18 protein-coding genes are annotated in these 18,535 nt (G+C 58.2%); 7 read left to right on the plus strand and 11 right to left on the minus strand.

Annotated elements, in window-relative coordinates; translation table 11 throughout:
* Positions 1-86 precede the first annotated feature (86 nt).
* Both ACQZ51_RS03025 and ACQZ51_RS03030 read left to right on the plus strand, forming a co-directional pair.
* Positions 87-557, plus strand: coding sequence for a BA14K family protein (locus ACQZ51_RS03025; protein ID WP_448775093.1), 471 nt, complete (start codon positions 87-89; stop codon positions 555-557).
* A gap of 223 nt (positions 558-780) precedes the next feature.
* Positions 781-1,278 carry a BA14K family protein gene (locus tag ACQZ51_RS03030; protein WP_448775094.1) on the plus strand — a complete coding sequence of 166 codons (498 nt, stop codon included), beginning with the start codon at positions 781-783 and terminating at the stop codon, positions 1,276-1,278.
* 59 nt (positions 1,279-1,337) lie between these two features.
* Here the strand turns inward: ACQZ51_RS03030 and ACQZ51_RS03035 are convergent, their stop codons facing one another.
* Positions 1,338-2,333, minus strand: coding sequence for a transporter (locus tag ACQZ51_RS03035; RefSeq protein ID WP_448775096.1), 996 nt, complete (start codon positions 2,331-2,333; stop codon positions 1,338-1,340).
* A 249-nt stretch (positions 2,334-2,582) separates the two neighbouring features.
* On the opposite strand from ACQZ51_RS03035, the gene ACQZ51_RS03040 reads away from it, so the two are divergent.
* From ACQZ51_RS03040 to ACQZ51_RS03050, 3 genes are all read left to right on the plus strand, one after another.
* Positions 2,583-4,367 (plus strand): acyl-CoA dehydrogenase, encoded by a 1,785-nt coding sequence (locus ACQZ51_RS03040; protein ID WP_448775097.1) that lies wholly within the window; start codon positions 2,583-2,585, stop codon positions 4,365-4,367.
* Between the two features lie 12 nt (positions 4,368-4,379).
* Positions 4,380-5,138 carry a crotonase/enoyl-CoA hydratase family protein gene (locus ACQZ51_RS03045; RefSeq protein WP_448775099.1) on the plus strand — a complete coding sequence of 253 codons (759 nt, stop codon included), beginning with the start codon at positions 4,380-4,382 and terminating at the stop codon, positions 5,136-5,138.
* Positions 5,139-5,234: 96 nt separating this feature from the next.
* Positions 5,235-5,555 carry a hypothetical protein gene (locus ACQZ51_RS03050; RefSeq protein ID WP_448775101.1) on the plus strand — a complete coding sequence of 107 codons (321 nt, stop codon included), beginning with the start codon at positions 5,235-5,237 and terminating at the stop codon, positions 5,553-5,555.
* Between the two features lie 3 nt (positions 5,556-5,558).
* Here the strand turns inward: ACQZ51_RS03050 and ACQZ51_RS03055 are convergent, their stop codons facing one another.
* Positions 5,559-6,809 carry a class I SAM-dependent RNA methyltransferase gene (locus tag ACQZ51_RS03055; RefSeq protein ID WP_448775103.1) on the minus strand — a complete coding sequence of 417 codons (1,251 nt, stop codon included), beginning with the start codon at positions 6,807-6,809 and terminating at the stop codon, positions 5,559-5,561.
* The gene (locus ACQZ51_RS03060; protein ID WP_042618426.1) at positions 6,806-7,558 is read right to left on the minus strand and encodes a TlyA family RNA methyltransferase; all 753 of its coding nucleotides are present in this window, start codon (positions 7,556-7,558) and stop codon (positions 6,806-6,808) included. The genes ACQZ51_RS03055 and ACQZ51_RS03060 overlap by 4 nt, the downstream gene beginning before the upstream one ends.
* 249 nt (positions 7,559-7,807) lie before the next feature.
* Between ACQZ51_RS03060 and ACQZ51_RS03065 the strand changes: the two genes are divergently transcribed.
* The gene (locus ACQZ51_RS03065) at positions 7,808-9,832 is read left to right on the plus strand and encodes a methyl-accepting chemotaxis protein (protein ID WP_448775104.1); all 2,025 of its coding nucleotides are present in this window, start codon (positions 7,808-7,810) and stop codon (positions 9,830-9,832) included.
* Between the two features lie 101 nt (positions 9,833-9,933).
* Here ACQZ51_RS03065 and dxs read toward each other — a convergent pair whose 3' ends face one another.
* The 7 genes from dxs to ACQZ51_RS03100 all read right to left on the minus strand — a co-directional run bounded on the left by dxs (position 9,934) and on the right by ACQZ51_RS03100 (position 16,088).
* Positions 9,934-11,850 carry a 1-deoxy-D-xylulose-5-phosphate synthase gene (gene dxs, locus ACQZ51_RS03070; protein WP_448775106.1) on the minus strand — a complete coding sequence of 639 codons (1,917 nt, stop codon included), beginning with the start codon at positions 11,848-11,850 and terminating at the stop codon, positions 9,934-9,936.
* 92 nt (positions 11,851-11,942) lie between these two features.
* Positions 11,943-12,866 carry a pirin family protein gene (locus ACQZ51_RS03075; protein WP_448775107.1) on the minus strand — a complete coding sequence of 308 codons (924 nt, stop codon included), beginning with the start codon at positions 12,864-12,866 and terminating at the stop codon, positions 11,943-11,945.
* Positions 12,867-12,982: 116 nt separating this feature from the next.
* Positions 12,983-13,237: an exodeoxyribonuclease VII small subunit gene (locus tag ACQZ51_RS03080; RefSeq protein ID WP_042618153.1), complete on the minus strand. Its 255-nt coding sequence runs from the start codon at positions 13,235-13,237 to the stop codon at positions 12,983-12,985.
* A gap of 2 nt (positions 13,238-13,239) precedes the next feature.
* Positions 13,240-14,175, minus strand: coding sequence for a histone deacetylase family protein (locus tag ACQZ51_RS03085; RefSeq protein WP_448775109.1), 936 nt, complete (start codon positions 14,173-14,175; stop codon positions 13,240-13,242).
* 33 nt (positions 14,176-14,208) lie between these two features.
* Positions 14,209-14,772, minus strand: coding sequence for a biotin transporter BioY (locus ACQZ51_RS03090; RefSeq protein WP_448775750.1), 564 nt, complete (start codon positions 14,770-14,772; stop codon positions 14,209-14,211).
* An 18-nt stretch (positions 14,773-14,790) separates the two neighbouring features.
* Positions 14,791-15,411 carry a CbiQ family ECF transporter T component gene (locus ACQZ51_RS03095; RefSeq protein WP_448775110.1) on the minus strand — a complete coding sequence of 207 codons (621 nt, stop codon included), beginning with the start codon at positions 15,409-15,411 and terminating at the stop codon, positions 14,791-14,793.
* On the minus strand, positions 15,408-16,088 hold the full coding sequence (locus tag ACQZ51_RS03100; protein ID WP_448775112.1) for an energy-coupling factor ABC transporter ATP-binding protein: 681 nt from the start codon (positions 16,086-16,088) through the stop codon (positions 15,408-15,410). The genes ACQZ51_RS03095 and ACQZ51_RS03100 overlap by 4 nt, the downstream gene beginning before the upstream one ends.
* 112 nt (positions 16,089-16,200) lie before the next feature.
* On the opposite strand from ACQZ51_RS03100, the gene ACQZ51_RS03105 reads away from it, so the two are divergent.
* A complete protein-coding gene (locus ACQZ51_RS03105; RefSeq protein WP_448775113.1) occupies positions 16,201-17,385 on the plus strand; it encodes a winged helix-turn-helix domain-containing protein in 1,185 nt (394 codons plus the stop codon).
* A 45-nt stretch (positions 17,386-17,430) separates the two neighbouring features.
* Here ACQZ51_RS03105 and ribB read toward each other — a convergent pair whose 3' ends face one another.
* Positions 17,431-18,531, minus strand: coding sequence for a 3,4-dihydroxy-2-butanone-4-phosphate synthase (ribB, locus tag ACQZ51_RS03110; protein WP_042618160.1), 1,101 nt, complete (start codon positions 18,529-18,531; stop codon positions 17,431-17,433).
* Between the last annotated feature and the right edge of the window lie 4 nt (positions 18,532-18,535).

The raw sequence follows: 18,535 nt of genomic DNA on the forward strand, positions 1-18,535 counted from the left end.
CGCAATGGAACCAAAAGCAACATTCTCCGTTATTGTGACAATGAAAGCGCGGTCTCGACGCGCATCACAATACGGAGAACATCCAAATGAATTTGCGCAAAACGAGCATCGCGACAGCGGTTATCATGCTCATGACAAGCTTTACGCCATCGCAGGCATTCCAGGTGCCCGTTCCAATGCAGAAGCCTGCACAGACGGCGATGACAGACAATGTCGTTCAGGTGCAGTATCGTCGCGACGAGCGCCGCATCTACCGTGATCGAGGCTTCCGTGGTCGCGATCGTGATTACCGCAGACCAATGGCACGTCAGGGATATTACAACGGCCATCGCGGCTATCGTGATCGTCGTCCAGGCTACCGCCAGCACAACGGCATGTGGTTCCCGCTCGCGGCATTTGCTACAGGCGCCATCATTGGCGGTGCGATGTCGCAGGGTCGTCCGGCCTATGGCAGCAGCCATCAGCAATATTGTGCAAGCCGGTACCGTTCGTACCGCGCATCGGACAATACATTCCAGCCTAACAATGGCCCGCGCAGACAGTGCGTATCTAACTGATCTAGTATTTGAAGGGGCCCGGCATATGTCGGGCCTTTCGCATTTTATCTATTGAGAGCCCATCAATTGACTGTGAACGTGCTGTTAATGCTGGGTTCAGCTAAGTATTTATAAGTTGAGTAACATATAAAATTAGCCCGCAGCGCGGGTGAGAAGACCAAGAAAAAACATCGTTGTTCACAATGCACCGGCAGAGTAACCGGTCGTGGATGGAGGAAATCAGATGCAGAATTATATGAAAACAGCTTGGGCCGTAGGCTTCTCTGTTCTGGCTGTCACGGGTTCAATCGTTCCCGCGCAGGCCATGCCAATCAAGGTTGCTCCACCAGCCGTGGAAAAGGCCGATGACGGCGTTGTCAACGTTCAGTACTGGCGTGACCGTGGATACCGACGCGATTATGGCGGCGGCTACTACCGCGGTCACCGCGGCTACCGCGAATATCGCCCGGGCTATCGTCATCACAACGGATACTGGTTCCCGCTGGCAGCGTTCGGCGCCGGTGCCATTATTGGCGGTGCTCTCGCACAGCCTCGCGAAGTCTACCGTCCAGTGCCTGAGTATCGTCCACGTCCGGTTTACCGCCCCGTCCCGCGCGCTGCTGGCGTCAGCCAGAGCCATGTGAACTGGTGCTTCGGTCGCTATCGCTCCTATGATGCAGGTAGCAACACGTTCCAGCCCTATAACGGCCCACGTCAGACCTGCTATTCGCCTTACGGCTGATTGCTGACAGTGCCGATCTTGAAAGCGCCGCTCCGATGCCTCGGGGCGGCGTTTTGCATTTATAGAATTCCCACGCGGCGTATCAGCACCCATGCCAGCAAAATGGATGCGACAATAAAGCTGGCCGCGTAGAATGTGCCGCTTGCGCCCTCGGTGAAGGGCAGGGCTGATGTGTTCATGCCGAAAAAGCCGGTGACCAGCGTCGGTGGCAAGAGAAACGCTGTCATGAGCGAGAGAATATAGAGATGGCGGTTGGTTTCTGACGAAAGCTTCGAATCGACTTCTTCATGCAAAAGCCTGGCCCGTTCCTGCAAGGCATAGACATCATGATCGATGGCCTCCAACCGGCCTGTCAGCCGTGCGGCAATATCCTCGAAACCGGGTGGCATTTCGTCTTCATCTGCCGCCGAGGCCCTGCGCATGAGGGTCAGCACCGTGCGCAGATGCCGGTGAAGGCGCACGACAGTACGGCGCACGGGCGCAAGCCTTCGCCGTTCATCCCGTGGCGTGGAGTCGTAGACAATGTCCTCGATGGAATTCAGCTCTTCCGTCGTTTCCATGATGAGGGCGATCAGGCTGCGCTGAAACTCGGCAACCAGTCCCTCAAATACGTGTGATGGCGTGGAGTACCGTTTCGGGTTCTTGTCGATCGCGGCGCGCAGCCTGTCCACTGAACGCAATGGCTGAAGCCGCGTGGTGATGATGAAGCGTTCGCCCAGCGCAAAATGCAGCCAGCCGATGTCGCGTGTTTCCTGATCGAATTCGCGCTGGAAATCCACCAGCGTTCCATGCAGCGCGCCATCAACCACCACGATGGAAGGATGCGTTTCATGGGTGGTCAGGCTCGCCTTCATGCTCTCATCAAGGCCCTCCAGGGTTTCCAGAAAGCCCGTGACGCGTGAGTCGGCAAGGTTGAGGTGAAGCCAGAAGAACCCGTCTTCGGTTTGCAACTCGCTAAAGGCGACATCCGGTGGCAATCGCGTGCAGGTCTGCGCGCTGGGGCTGAAGCGATAGGCCCAGACGAGACCGGGTATGGCTGGATGGGGAATGTCCATGGTCGTAAATCCTGAAACGCGATCGCGGGCGGACAGCGGAGCGCAATCCGCTTGTGCGACATATCATGCAGACCAGAGTTTTGCGAAGGTTTGATTACGGCTATCATTGCCGCGGGCCAGACAAGCGCCGATTTTGGCTGAGAGCGAGAAGTTGAACACCTCTCAGATTTTTCAAATTGACGTTTACGTAAAAATCAATTAGCCCCAAAGGCTATCGCATTGCAAGCTGACGCTTCGGGAGGAGGCAGGATGTATATCGCACCGGTAGACGATATCGCTTTTACGCTGAAACATGTGGCGGGTCTCAAGGCCGCGCTTGACGAGGGCGCGTTTGGCGATCTCGACGAAGACACGGTCGATGCCATTCTCCATGAGGCGGGTCGCTTTGCCTCCGATGAGGTCGCACCTCTTGGCGATATTGGCGACAAGCAAGGTTCAAAGCTCGTGGATGGCGCGGTGCGCACGCCCGATGGCTGGGCCGATCTGTACCGCCGTTGGGCGGAAGGTGGCTGGAACGGCCTGACCGCGCCTGAAGAGTTTGGCGGGCAGGCGCTGCCGCATCTTCTGAATGTCGCCGCGCTTGAAATGTGGAACTCCGGTTCCATGGCCTTGGCGCTATGCCCCACGCTCACCATGGGTGCGGTAGAAGCCATTGCGGCCCATGGCAGCAGCGAACTCAAGGCGACCTATCTCGAAAAGCTGGTGTCCGGCATCTGGACCGGCACGATGAACCTGACCGAACCGCATGCCGGATCTGATCTCGCCGCCTTGAAGAGCCGGGCAGAACGCGCCGATGACGGAAGCTACCGTATCTTCGGCCAAAAAATATATATTACCTGGGGCGAGCACGACGCTGCCGAAAACATCATCCATCTGGTTCTGGCCCGCCTGCCGGATGCCCCTCCCGGCACACGCGGCATTTCCCTGTTTCTGGTGCCGAAGTTCCTTCCCGATGCGGCTGGAAATCCCGGCGAACGCAACGACCTCTTCTGCCATGCGCTGGAGCACAAGCTCGGCATTCACGGCTCTCCAACCTGCACGATGATCTTTGGTGACGGACGCTATGGTGCTGAAAAAGGTGCTATCGGCTGGATCGTCGGTGAAGAAAACAAGGGCTTGGCCTGCATGTTCACCATGATGAACAATGCGCGTCTGGCCGTCGGCATGCAGGGCGTTGCCATCTGCGAGGCGGCCACGCAAAAAGCCATCGCCTATGCGAAGGAGCGCACGCAGGGCAAGGCTCCCGGCACCAAAGCAACCGGCATGAGCCCCATCATCGAGCACCCCGATATTGCCAGAACACTTTTGACGATGAAGGCGCTGACGCAAGGGTCGCGTGCCATCTCCTTTTCCTGCGCCCATGCCACAGACATGAGCCACGCCCGGACCGAACCAGCTGAGCGAAAATTCTGGCAGGAGCGCGCTGCCCTTCTGACGCCGATTGCAAAATCCTTTTCCACCGATGCCGGGGTAGACGTCGCATCACTTGGCATACAGGTGCATGGCGGCATGGGCTTTATTGAGGAAACCGGTGCTGCCCGCTATCTGCGCGATGCCCGCATCGCCCCGATCTATGAAGGCACAAACGGCATTCAGGCCATCGATCTGGTCATGCGCAAATTGCCGCTCTCCGAAGGCAGCCACATGCGTGGCTTCATTGCGGAACTGAAAGAGCAGGCACAGGCCGTGCGCGCAGCCAACAATCCTGAGCTTGGTGAAACAGCCCGCTATCTCGACCAGAGCATTGCCGATCTTGAAGAGGCAACGGAGTGGCTGCTCGCTACGCTGGCCAAGGGTGAAGCAGCGGCTGTTCTGGCCGGTGCCACGCCTTACCAGCGTCTGTTCGGCTTGGCGCTGACAGGTGCATATCTGGCCAAGGGTGCGCTGGTGTCTGTTGATGACGGGCAGGGGGCAAAGCGTGTTGCCCTATGCCGCTTCACCGCTGAAAACCTGCTGGCGGAAACATCTGCCTTGAAGGACCGCGTGATCTCTGGTGCCGCGAGCCTTGAAGCCGCGCGCACCGTGCTGGGTTAAGGAGTGCTGTCCGTGGCTGTCGATCCTATTCTCGTTGAACGTCCGCAGGCCGCACCCGGCGTGCAGGTCATTCGCTTCAATCGCCCGGAGAAGAAAAATGCGATCACGGATGCGATGTACCGCACCATGATCGATGCCTTGCAGGCGGCGGATGAGGATGCCAATATTCGCGCCATCGCTTTTCTCGGCTCCAGCGGCTGTTTTTCGGCCGGAAACGACATGGCCGATTTCATGGCTTTCGCCATGTCCGGCGGCAAGGGGCGATTGGCGGCTGCAGATTTTCTGCACGCCTTGGTCGGCGTCCAGAAACCCATCGTCTCGGGCGTCGATGGCCTTGCCATCGGCATCGGAACGACGCTGCATTTGCATTGCGATTTGACCGTCGCGTCCAGCCGCAGCCTCTTCAAAACGCCTTTTGTGGATCTCGCACTGGTGCCGGAGGCTGCGTCCAGTCTGCTCGTGCCGCGCATCATGGGGCATCAGCGCGCCTTTGCGATGCTGGCTGCGGGTGAGAGCTTTTCTGCGGAACAGGCGCTTGCCGCAGGGTTGATCTGGAAAGTGGTTCCCGAGGCTGAAGTCGAGAGCGAGACGCTGAAGATCGCGTCGTCGCTCGCGGCAAAACCGCCCCAGGCATTGAAAATTGCCCGGGATTTGCTCCGTGGAGACGTGGCCGAGGTACGCGCGCGCATCGATGCCGAGATCGTGCATTTTGCAGCACAATTGCAAAGTGCGGAAGCCAGAGCCGCCTTTGAGGCATTCATGCGCCGTTAAGCGTGGACGTTGAAAATAGACGGGTCTTATGGAATTGCTGGCAAAGGCAGTTTAGTCTTTGCGCAAAACTGCCTGTCTTTCAAGAAAGCCTGTAACATGCGCCCTATCGTGCTCGCCACGCTCGCCCTTATGTCCCTCTCCAGCGTTGCGCAAGCGGCAAGCGTTCTGCCATTGCAGATGCCCCAGGCGCACCAGAGCGATGTGATCGAGGTCCAGAATTATAACAGCCAATCCAGGCGGCCTGATCGAAATAACAATTCCGACCGCCGCTATCAGCGCTTCGTCTGCGTTGTGACGCCACCAGATAGCGCCAATCGCTCCCGCCCTTACGTCTGCCCCGTTCAGCAGGGCCGCGTGGGCGGACGTTGCCGCTGCAACGGCGTGGTTGGCAGCGGCAATATCGATACGGCCTGGTAAGGCCTATTTTTCGAGCGTTGCGACCGCTTCCACATGCGGCGACCACAAGAACTGGTCCACAGGCGTGACCTTGGTGATGCGGTATCCACCCTCGACCAGAATGGCGAGATCCCGCGCCAGCGACAGCGGATTGCAGCTCACGGCGACAATCTTCTTGACGGTGCTGCGCGCCAGTTCCTTGCACTGGGCTTCCGCCCCTGCACGTGGTGGATCGAAAACCACCGCGTCGTAGTTTTTCAGTTCCTTGGCGGTCAGTGCGTGGCGGAACAGGTCGCGCTTTTCAATCGTCACGGGCTTCAGGCCCTGCGTATTGCGGGCCGCAAGATCCAGCGCCTTCAGCGCCTTTTCCTCGGCTTCGACTGCATGCACCTTGCCCAGACGCGCAAGGCGAAGCGCAAACGTGCCGGAGCCGCAAAACAGATCGGCAATGCGTTTGGATTTGCCCACATGCTCCAACACCAGCGCCGCCATTGCGTCTTCCGCCTGCCGGGTAGCCTGTGCAAAGCCGCCGGATGGCGGAGTGATGGAAATACCATCGAAATCGATCATCGGCTTTTGCGGCTCGATCAGAATTTCACCCGAGAGCGACACACGCGAGATGCCACGCATGGAGAGTACGGTTTCGGTGACCGCCCGGCGCTGCTTGTCATTGGCTGACTTGATGCCCTCAAACGCAATATCTAGCCCGGACAGTGTTTCCATCACGGCGATCCGGAAGGGCTCCGCATTGGATGCGAGCGGCAGGCTGATGGCTCGGATAGCATCGAGGCGCGAGACGATGCCATCCGAGCTGACGGGACATTCCTCGATAGCGACGATATGGTGGCTGTTGGCCTGGCTGAAACCCAGAAGCATGCCTTTTTCTGTCTTTCGGGCGGTAAAGACGACACGGCGTCTCTCGCCCGGACGACAGTGCACCAGCGTTTCCACCGGCACATCCAGCCCCTTGGACTTCAATGCCGCGACCACGAGGCTGCGCTTGAACACGTGATAGGGCTCATCTGCCAAATGTTGCAGCGAGCAGCCGCCGCAGGTGCCGTTCTTCCCATCCGGCCCGAAGTGGCGACAGGCGGGTTCTCGCCGCTCGGGTGCTGGCGTGGTGATGGACATGACCATGCCCTGATCCTTGACGCGGGCAATCGCTACCGTTTCGCCCGGCAGAGCAAATGGAACGTAGATCGGTCCATCTGAACCATGCACGATGCCGTCACCCTGTGCTCCCAGGCTCTGGATTGTTACTGTCTGGGTTGTCATGGCTTGCGGCCTCCGAGAAGATATTCCTCATTTCCATCGCCACCGGCAATGGGGGAGGGAATAAGGCCAAGGCTGACCCAGCCCATATCTTCCACCAGCCAGCGTTCAAGCTCTGCGGCAACGGCAGGTGCCGTTTCAGGTTCTTTCAGAAGACCGGCCTTGCTGATGGCATCACGCCCTGCTTCAAACTGCGGCTTGACCAGAAGAACGGCAAGCGCACCCGGCTCAGCCAGTTCCAGCGCTGGTGCCAGCGCCAGCTTGAGCGAGATGAAAGACACATCCGAAACGATGAAGCTGATCGGACGGTTGTCGATATCATCGCTGGTCAGGAAACGTGCGTTGAAACCCTCGATGCTGGTCACGCGTCTGTCGTTTTCGATGCGCGGGTGGATCTGGCCATGGCCGACATCGATAGACGTGACGTGGGAAGCACCGCGTTTTAGAAGAACCTCGGTGAAGCCGCCCGTCGACGCTCCGACGTCAAGACATTCGAGATTGCGTGGGTCGAGCTGGAAATGATCCAGTGCCGCAACCAGCTTGAGGGCGCCGCGTGAGACATAATCCTGAGCAGGATCGCTGATCTCGAAGACGACATTTCCAGGAAATGTCAGGCTTGGCTTGGTCACGACCTTGCCGTTGACGCGCACGGTTCCGCGCGCGACGGCGTCCCGGGCGCGAGAGCGGCTGGCGAACAGACCGCGTGAGACTAGAAGCTGGTCCAGTCGGTGATTTTCAGATGAATGAGACATAGCCGTTCAATGACTGTCAAAAGCCCGGAAAGCAAGCGTTTTGTGATGCCGCGACGGTGAGGGACACACCGGTTTGGCCGCCGGGTGGCAATTGTCGTTTAAGCGAAAATAAACGGCTTGATGCAATGGTGGCGCGAAGCTGAGTTCCGGCCCGATATTTCTGCCATGATGGCCCTCCCAGAATTAAACGACGTGATGCCAGTGGCCGTTTGGCCTTCGGTCACATCTGATGTGTCGAAAGATTTCGCTATGTCTTTAAAGAATTTACCTATTATCCTGAAGCTTGTTGCAACCTTCATTGCACTGATGGCAGTTTGCCTCGTCGCAACAGCTGCCGTCTTTTGGCAGACCCTTGAAGCCAAGCGCATTTCATACGAGCAAACCAATACCAGCAAGATCATTTCGACCGTTGATAGTGCTTTGGCTGCGATGCTGGAGCAAGCGGTCAATCAGCGCGGTTACATCCTGTTTCGGAGCGATAGCACATATAATGACGTGTTTGCCCAGCGGGCTTTGATGTTGCAAAAACTGGATGAGGCGCGCGCCCTTGCCGCTGATCAGCCAGATGTTCTGAAGTCCATCGATGACATGCAGACGGCGGCAACTGTGTTCTTCACGCAACTGATCGAGCCCCAGATGGCGGCCCGCAAGAACACCGAGGCCTCGATTGCGGAAGTGATCGAGATTGGACGCAGCAAGGGTAAAGGGCAGCTGGATGGTTTCCGCGCTGCTGCAGCCAAAATCAAGTCAGAGCTGTCAGTTGCTTCCCAAGGCCAGATAGAGGCTCAGGCTGGTGCCCATGATAATCTCCGTCTTGCCCTTCTGGGCGGTGGTGCAGCGGCTGGCGTCGTTGCCGTTCTTTTGATCTGGGCCCTGTCACGCGCAATCGTTTCGCCGATTGTAGGTATGACAAATGCCATGGGCCGCCTTGCTGGCGGTGACATGACCGTTGATGTTCCCGCACTCGACCGTCGCGATGAAGTGGGCAAGATGGCGCAGGCCGTACTGGTCTTCAAGGACGCCGGTATCGAGAAATCTCGCCTTTCGGGTGAAAGTGACAGAATGCGGGCAGCGACAGAGGCTGACCGTCGCCGCGACGAACTCGAAAAGTCACGGATGGAGGCAGAGCAAGCCTTCGCACGGGATGAACTCGCGAAGGGCCTGGAGGCCTTGTCCGATGGAAATCTGGTTTACCGGATCGACACACCGTTCGCAGAGGTTATTGAACCCTTGCGCGTGAACTTCAACAACTCGCTGGAAAAGCTTCAGGCGGCATTGCGCAAGGTCGGAGAAAACGCGTCTGCAATCAATGCCGGTGCGTCCGAGATGCTCTCGTCGGCCGATGACCTCTCGCGCCGCACTGAGCAGCAGGCTGCATCCATCGAACAGACGGCCGCAGCGCTTGAAGAAATCACCACAACCGTAAAGGACAGTGCCAAGGGTGCCGAAGAGGCAAGCGCCCTGGTGCAGCGTGCACGCTCCGGCGCAGAAAAGTCCGGCACTGTCGTTCGCAATGCAGTGTCCGCCATGCAGGCCATCGAGAAGTCATCCGGTGAAATTACCAACATCATTGGCGTCATCGATGATATTGCCTTCCAGACCAACCTTCTGGCACTGAATGCCGGTGTGGAAGCTGCGCGTGCGGGTGAAGCAGGCAAGGGCTTTGCCGTTGTTGCGCAGGAAGTGCGTGAGCTGGCACAGCGTTCTGCCAATGCAGCCAAGGAAATCAAGGCGTTGATCGGCGCATCCAGCCAGCAGGTTGAGAATGGTGTGAACCTCGTTGGCGAGACCGGCAAGGCGCTGGAGCTCATCATCGCCGAGGTCGAGGAAATCAACGCTCACGTCAGCACCATCGTCACCGCTTCCCGTGAACAGTCAACTGGCCTGCAAGAGATCAACACCGCCGTCAACACGATGGATCAGGGCACGCAGAAGAACGCTGCCATGGTGGAAGAGCAGACCGCAGCCAGCCACACACTTGCGCGCGAAGCCGAAGCCCTGAATGACCTCATTGCTCAGTTCAATCTGGGTAATGGCGCGCGCCCGGCACAGAGCTTTACGCCCGCTCCCGAAAAGGCGCAGCGTTCGCCATCCGCGCCAGCGCCTAAGCCAACCTATTCCGCGACGCCGCGCCCTGCCGCAAAGATCGCAAAGCCAACCGCCCGCCCGGTCGCGTCTCCAGCCCGTGCGCTTGGCCAAAGCCTTGCAAAAGCCTTCGCGCCCAGCGCCGATACCACTTCCAAACCTGCAGCGCAGGATTGGGAAGAGTTCTGAGAAACAGACACAGGCTGACATGCAAAACCCGCCGGAGCGATCCGGCGGTTTTTTTTATGAAGTGTGAAGGCAATGTCGCACTTTATGGGTGAACCGATGGTTCAGGCCACGCCGAGACCCACGCGTTTCTGGCCGAGGGCATCAAAAACGGTGGAAACGATGCCCGCCCGGTCGAGTCCGGCATTGGCATACATCACCTCCGGTTTCGCCTGCTCGACCCATTGGTCGGGCAGGGTCAGTGTGCGAACCTTGAGGCCCGTGTCCAGAAGTCCCGCGCTGGCCATGAAATGCAGCACATGAGCCCCAAATCCACCTGCGGCACCTTCTTCGATGGTAATCAGCACCTCATGGTGGCTGGCAAGCTGGCGAATAAGATCAATGTCCAGCGGCTTGGCAAAACGGGCATCCGCAACCGTGGTGGAGAGGCCAGCAGCATCCAGATCTTCCGCTGCGGCCAGACATTCTGCAAGGCGTGTACCGAAAGAGAGCAGGGCGACCTTGCTGCCTTCCTTGATGACCCGGCCCTTGCCAATGGCAAGAATTTCGCCGCGCGCTGGCATTTCGATACCGACACCTTCACCGCGCGGATAGCGGAAGGAAATCGGACCTTCATCATAGGCAGCAGCAGTGCGCACCATATGCTTCAGTTCCGCTTCATCCGCAGCCGCCATAACGACCATGCCGGGCAGGGTGGCAAGAAATGTCGTGTCAAACGAGCCTGAGTGGGTTGGTCCATCCGCGCCGACGAAACCAGCGCGGTCTATCGGAAAGCGCACCGGCAAGGACTGTATCGCCACATCATGCACCAGCTGGTCGTAACCGCGTTGCAGAAAGGTGGAGTAAAGCGCGCAAAACGGTTTGTAGCCATCAGCAGCCAGACCCGCCGCAAAGGTAACGGCATGCTGCTCGGCGATGCCGACATCGAAGCTTCGTTTTGGAAAAATTTCGGCCAGCTTGTCGAGGCCCGTGCCGTTCGGCATGGCGGCGCTGACGCCAACGATCCTCTCGTCCAGCATCGCTTCCTGCACCAGCGCTTCGGCAAACACGCTGGTGTAGCTCGGCGCATTCGGCTTGGCTTTGGCCTGTGTTCCGGTGATGACATCGAACTTGTTGACGCCGTGATATTTGTCGGCTGCGGCTTCGGCGGGCGCATAGCCCTTGCCCTTTTGCGTGACCACATGGATCAGCACAGGGCCTTTCTGGTTGTCGCGGACATTGCGCAGCACGGGCAGAAGATGCTCGAAGGAATGACCGTCGATAGGGCCGATGTGGTAAAAGCCGAGTTCTTCGAAAAGCGTTCCGCCTGTCACATAGCCCCGCGCATGCGTGACTGCGCGGGTAATAGCCCGGTCGATCGACTTGCCGAGATAGGCCGTCAGTTTCTTGCCAAGATCGCGAAAGCCCATATAGGTGCGCCCAGAGGCGAGGCGCGCCAGATAGGCGCTCATCGCACCCGTTGGTGGCGCAATCGACATATCGTTATCGTTGAGGATCACGATCAGCCGGGCGTCCAGCGCACCAGCATTGTTCAGCGCCTCGAAAGCCATGCCTGCGGACATGGAGCCATCGCCGATGACGGAAATCACTTTGCGGTCGCTGCCGTCAAGTTCGGCGGCAACTGCCATGCCGAGACCAGCGGAAATCGAGGTGGAGGAATGGCCCGCGCCAAAATCGTCATATTCGCTTTCGGCACGACGCGTGAAGCCGGAAAGCCCACCCTCCTGACGGAGCGTGCGAATGCGATCGCGGCGCCCGGTCAGAATCTTGTGCGGGTAACATTGGTGGCCGACATCGAAGATCAGCCGGTCTTCAGGCGTGTTGAACACCTTGTGGATTGCAATCGTCAGTTCCACCACGCCAAGCCCTGCGCCCAGATGCCCGCCTGTGGTCGAGACAGCATCGATCATCTCGTCGCGCAATTCCCGCGCAAGCTGCGGCAAATCGCGATCCTCGATCGACTTGAGATCGGAAGGGAATTTCACACGGTCAAGCAATGGTGTCTCTGGCATTCCGGTCAATCGTTCGGCCTTCGCTTTTTTTGTGGTAGATCTGCCGCTTCAGATGGTGTGTAGATCCGTCTTGGGCAAGATTTATTTTGTTTTAACGAATTTCAACCCTGCGGCAAAGGGACAAACTCTTCTTCATCCCCCGGTACGATGTCGAAGCGACCGGTTCTCCACTCATCCTTGGCTTTTTCGATGCGTTCTTTGGACGATGACACGAAATTCCACCAGATGTAGCGCTTGGAATTCAGCGCCGCGCCGCCGAAAAGCATGATGTGGCAGCCATAATTGCCGCCTTTCAACGTAATATCATCGCCCGCGCGAAATACGATAAGCTGATCGGCAGCAAACACATCGCCCGCCACATCCAGTGAACCGGAGAGAATATAGATCGCCCGCTCTTCGTGATCGGCTGGAAAGGGAAACTTGACCCCCGCATCCAGCGTCAGGTCGACGTAAAGCGTATCGGTCAACGTGTTAACCGTCGATGCAGCGCCTGCGAATGCGCCAATGACGACCCGGCCGGTCGCGCCCTTGATATCAATCACAGGCATGGCCTCGCGTCCCGTATGGGAAAAATCCGGCGCGATTTCTTCACTGCCGTCGGGCAGGGCAAGCCATGTTTGCAAGCCGGACATGGAGAGGGGGTGGCCGCGCAGGTTTTCCGGCGTTCGCTCGGAATGCACAATGCCACGCCCTGCTGTCATCAGATTGAGATCGCCGGGGCGGATCACCAGTTCGGTGCCGAGGCTATCGCGATGCTTGATTTCGCCATCAAACAAATAAGTGACGGTCGAAAGGCCGATATGCGGATGCGGTTTTACATCCAGCGCCTGGCCCGCTCTGAGAATGGCCGGGCCCATACGGTCAAAGAAGATGAAGGGGCCAACCAGCCGACGGTCCCGCGTCGGTAATGCGCGCCGCACGGCAAACCCGCCAATATCACTGGAGCGCGGAATAATCAGGTTTTCGATGGCGTCACAGGCAAAAGCATCGCCTGCTGCCGGGTCTCTTCCCGGAAAAAATGACATGGCAATCTCCTGAGATCAGGCGATAGCTTACCATGATTCAAGGCGTTCGTGAGGAATCAATAATGAACGGTCTGTTTTCGTGCCGTCCGTCGAAGCCGAGAACTGGGGAGGGGAGCCTATTCGCCGTCCAGCGGCTCCACGCCAACCGGCTTGCCTGCGCGATCCAGACGGATTTTTTCGATTCGCTTTTCAGCCGCCGTCAGCAGCGTCTCGCAATGCTTCTTCAAGGCTTCGCCGCGCTCGTAAATGGCAATGGATTCGTCCAGCGCCACATCGCCGCGTTCCAGACGGGCGACAATGCTTTCCAGCTCGGCGACAGCCTTTTCAAAAGAATAACCGCTGACATCGGCTGTGTTGGCATTTTCCGTCATGTTCAACCCTTCATCATTCTCAAAATATGCATGGCTGCTGATTCCGCCAACCCTTCCAGATCATAACCACCTTCAAGCAGGCTGACGACCCGGTTGGAGGCAAATTTGTCTGCCATCTCCAGAATTCGGCCCGTCGCCCAGTCAAAATCTTCGCCCACCAGATTGATCTGCGCCAGCGGATCACGGTGATGCGCATCAAAGCCGGCGGAAATGATGATGAGATCCGGCGAGAAATCGGCCAGCGCTGGCAGAACGCGGGACTTGAACGCCTCACGGAAATGGTCGCTGCCGGTATTGGGCGAAAGCGGAGCGTTGACGATGTTGTTCTTGATGCCCGTCTCGCGCTTGTCACCGCTCCAGGGGTAAAGCGGCATCTGGTGCGTGGAGCAGAACAGCACGGATGTGTCGTTCCAGAAAATATCCTGGGTGCCGTTGCCGTGGTGCACGTCCCAATCCACGATGGCGACACGCTCCGCTCCATAGGTTTTTTGCGCGTGGCGTGCAGCAATGGCAGCATTGTTGAACAGGCAGAAACCCATGGCCTTTTCGGTTTCCGCATGGTGGCCCGGCGGGCGGCTTGCCACGAAAACGTTGTCGGCAGCGCCGCTAAACACGTCATCGACCGCCGCCATGGCCGCGCCGATGCCGGTCAGCGCCGCCTGTAGCGATTTCGGCGAGGCATAGGTATCTGCCTCGATGCGGTTGATCTCACCTTCCTCTTCCGGAATTTGCCGCATGATCGAAATCAGATGGCTTTCCGGATGCGCCAAAAGAATGGCATCTTCATTGGCCTGAGGCGCTTGGCGGCGCTCCAGCCGCTCGAAATTGGGGTGCTCAAGCGCGATGTTGAGCGAGCGCAAGCGGTCGGGGCGTTCGGGATGCCCCTGCGGCGTGATGTGTTCCAGGAATATCGGGTGCTCGTAAAGCCGTGTGGCCATGGCGGGGACTCCTGAACAGCCCTAACGGAAGCGTTAGGCGCGTTGCGGCAACAATGGATATCCGGCCATAACGGCGCGGCCTGCGAGCGCTGCCAGCACGGCTTTGACGATATCGCCCGGAATGAAGGCCATCGAGCCGATGAAGGCTTTTTCGAAGCCGATGCCGGTAGCGAATGCGAGATAGGTGATGCCGAAGGCGTAAAGCGTAACCACGCCGCCCGCAGTGCTTGCGACAAAGAAGCCGCCGAGTTGCATGAGGGCCGACTGATCCCTGTTAACAAGCCGCTGCGCCAATGCACCGGTTACCAGTGCCGCAAACACCCAGCCAATCAGATAGCCGGTTGTCGGCGTGTAGAAGATCGACAGGCCACCGCGACCGCCCGACAGAACAGGAAGGCCAATGGCAGCAATGAGAATGGTGAGAAGAACGGCAAGCGCACCGCGTTTCGCACCCAGCACGACACCCGCCAGCATGACGCCGAGCGATTGCGCGGTGATGGGCACAGGAATGAAGCCGAGGGGAATGGGCGGCAACAGGCCAAGTGCGATGATGATTGCCGAAAACAGCGAAATCAGAACGAGGTCACGGGTCTTCATTCTCAACAGGCTTTCTCTTTATAAATCAGAAAACGAGGTTTGGCCTCTGAAACCGCGTGCGTCAATGGCATCGGCAATCGCATCCGCGTCCTTCAACGTCATAATGATAAGCGGAACGAGAATTAAATGTGGCTTGGTCTCTATTCCGCGAGCCCGATGCGCGTCGCGCAATGTATGGTAGCGGCTGATGACTTCCGGCACGAAACGCACGACGAGGCCCACGGCAAGCCCAACATCCGATGCATTGGCCAGCCCCAGCTTTTCGAGAGGGGCAAGCGCAAATGTGATTTCATCCATGAACTGCGAAATGCTGACACTGGCCGTGATCGCCGTTGCGAGCAGCGTCAGCGCGGTGAGCCGCAGCAGGGTAATCGTCGCATCGAGCGGCGAAATCAGCGCAAAGCTGACCAGCGCGATGACGGCTATGGTCAGCAAGACCGGACGAAGTCTGGCCACCGTTTCTCGCCAGCCAAGACCGGCCTGGGCCAGAACGAAAGCGGCCACGCCTAGGGCTGCCAAAAGAAGCAGCGGCTGTCGCGTCATAAACAGCGAGATGCTGAAACCGGCAAGGCCAATCAGCTTGATGCGTGGCGAAAGCCTAAAAAGCCAGCCCGTTCCGTCTACGTGAAGGCTTTTCATGACAGCGCCAGTTCGCGGTACAGCCTGATGGCATCCGCAGGTGATGCATCGGCGTGGAGCCCGCCGTGATGAAACACCAGAACGCGATCAAAGCTCTCCAGCAAGGGCAGGTCATGGGTGATGACGATGAGATCCTGTTCCAGCCCAGCCATCGTGCGCTCCACCAGCGCCCGGTTCCTGAGATCCAACTGGTTGGTCGGTTCGTCCATGATGAGGATTTTCGGGCCGGTAATGGTCAGCGCCGCTAAAGCGCAAAGCTGTAATTCCCCGCCGGAAAGCTCATGCGCCCGCCGCTTTGCAAGATGCTGAATATCGAAGCGATGCAGGGTCGCGTCCACTGCCGCATCAATGGCAGCCTTGTTCATGCCTCTGCTTTTGAGCCCGAAGGCGATGTCGTCACGTATAATGGGCAGGATGATCTGGTTTTGCGGATTTTGAAAAATGAAGCCGACATCGCGCAGGACGGCGGGGCCATCCGTCACCGTATCCAACCCGTTAACGCTGACACGGCCAGTGGTGGGTTTCGCCAGACCGTTGATCATCCGGGCAAAGGTGGTTTTGCCGGAGCCATTCAGCCCGATAATGCCGATGCGCCGCTCGGTCAGCCGCAGCGAAAGCGGCTCCACCGCCACCCGTCCTTCAAAGGACACACCCGCATCGTGAAAGCCTATATCCAAAACAGATCCTCAAAATTCCAAGCATCGTTCTATACCCATATGCCCGGATAAACGGAACAAGGAACAAAAAAAGAACATTGATTTTCGAGCGGCGCGACCCTAGGCTTTTGCCATGGCTATTTTGATTTCGAACGAAGCAGCGAGACGCATCTTTCTGTCCCATCAGGGGCTGTCGGCCCCGCCGGATCGCGTCATGAACAAAGCTGATCTGTTGGCCCTGATCACCGAGATCGGCTTCGTCCAACTGGACAGCATAGCCACGGTCGAGCGTGCGCATCACCAGATCATCTTTTCCCGCAACCAGACCTACAAGCGTCAGCACCTGACGGACCTTCTCGAAAAAGATCGATCACTTTTCGAACATTGGACACACGACGCTTCCATTCTTCCGACAGTGTTTTACCCCTATTGGAAACACCGCTTCCGCCGCCGCGAGCCTGTCATTCTGGAACGATGGCGCAAATGGCACGGGGAGGGGTTCGATTCCGCTTTCGAGGAAACCTATCGCCGTATTGCAGAAGGCGGCCCCGTTATGTCACGGGACATAAAGGCCGAGGGGCATCAGTCCGGCGGCTGGTGGAACTGGCATCCATCCAAGACCGCGCTGGAATTCCTGTGGCACACGGGCAAGCTCGCCGTCTCAGGGCGGGTGAATTTCCAGAAGGTCTATGATCTTGCCGAGCGTGTTATTCCGCCAGAACATCACGATCGTGAAGTAGTCCACGACGAATTCTTAGACTGGGCCTGCCGTCAGGCGCTGTCGCGGCTCGGCTTTGCGACATCGGGTGAGATCGCAGCATTCTTCGACATCATCACACCGCAGGAAGCCAGAGAATGGGTGTCGAACAACCGCGATGAACTCTATGAGGTCACGCTTGCCCATTCCGATGGCGGCAAGGACCGCGCGTCTTACGCCTTCGCAGGCTTTACGGGCGATGATGCTGTGGCGCCACCCCAGCGCATCCGGGTGCTGAGCCCGTTCGATCCGCTGTTGCGGGATCGTGCGCGCACGGAACGGCTGTTCGGTTTTTTCTATCGCATCGAAGTCTTCGTGCCAGAGCCGAAACGGCAATATGGCTATTATGTCTTCCCACTGCTGGAAGGAGACAGGCTGATTGGCCGCATCGATATGAAGGCAGACCGCAAGAACGGCACGCTGGAAGTGAGGCGTCTGTGGCTTGAAAAAGGGGTGCGCGCATCAACGGGCAGGTTGGAAAAGCTGGATGCCGAGCTAAATCGGTTGGCGAAGTTTACCGGTGTGGAAACCGTCCGCTATCTGGATGGCTGGCTGGGTTAAGCAAGACACCCCGCTGAGGTGCGGGGTGCTGCAATGGGCTGCAGATCAACCGATATCGGTCGAGCTTATCCTGATTCCGAACCCTTCAAGGCCGACATAGTGGCGTTCTCTAGACGTCAGAAGTTTGATGGAGCTGATGCCGAGATCCTTTAGGATTTGCGCGCCGAGGCCGATTTCCAGCCACTCATCATCGCGCGTGCGTGCCTGGGCGTGGTCTTCATCGGGGTCGCGGGATCGTCTGCGGCCTGATACCTGGCCGACGCCGACAGAACCCTCACGAAGATAGATGATGACGCCACGGCCTTCCGCGGCAATCTTTTCCATATAGTGCTGCACGGGCTGCTTCTTGCCGAAAACATCGCCGGCCACATTCTCCGGGTGGAGACGCACCGGAATATCGACGCCATCCCTAATATCGCCGAAGATGACGGCCATGTGTTCCATAGGGTCCCAAGGCAGGGAGTAGGTCTGCACCTTGGCGGGGCCGAACGGCGTATCGAGCGTGAATTCCGATTCCATTTCGACCAGCGTTTCCTTGCGCTGGCGATAGGCGATGAGATCTGCGACCGAAACCTGCTTCATGCCATGAGCCTCGGCGAAGGCCGAAACCTGCGGGCCACGCATGACAGTGCCGTCATCATTGACGAGTTCGCTGATGACGCCGATCAACGGCAAGCCTGCAAGCTTGCACAGATCGACAGCCGCTTCCGTATGGCCGGAGCGCATCAACACGCCGCCCTCGCGCGAGATCAGCGGGAAGATGTGGCCAGGACGGGTGAAATCGGCAGCGCTTGCGTTCGGATTGGCAAGATTGCGAACCGTAACGTTGCGGTCACTGGCGGAAATACCGGTCGTCGTGCCGTGTTTGAAGTCTACCGAAACCGTAAACGCCGTGGTGTGAGCGCTGTCGTTTTCCGCCACCATGGCGTTGAGGTTGAGGCGTTTGGCCTCATCCCGGGGCATGGGCGTGCAGACGATGCCGGATGTATGGCGCACGATGAAGGCCATTTTTTCCGGTGTGCAATGCACGGCGGCGACAATCAGATCGCCTTCGTTCTCGCGGTCGTCGTCATCCATGACCACAACGATTTCGCCAGCCTCGAAAGCCCTGATGGCTTCAACGACACGTTTCTGATCATATGCCATGCTT

Source organism: Agrobacterium sp. CG674 (assembly GCF_053521645.1).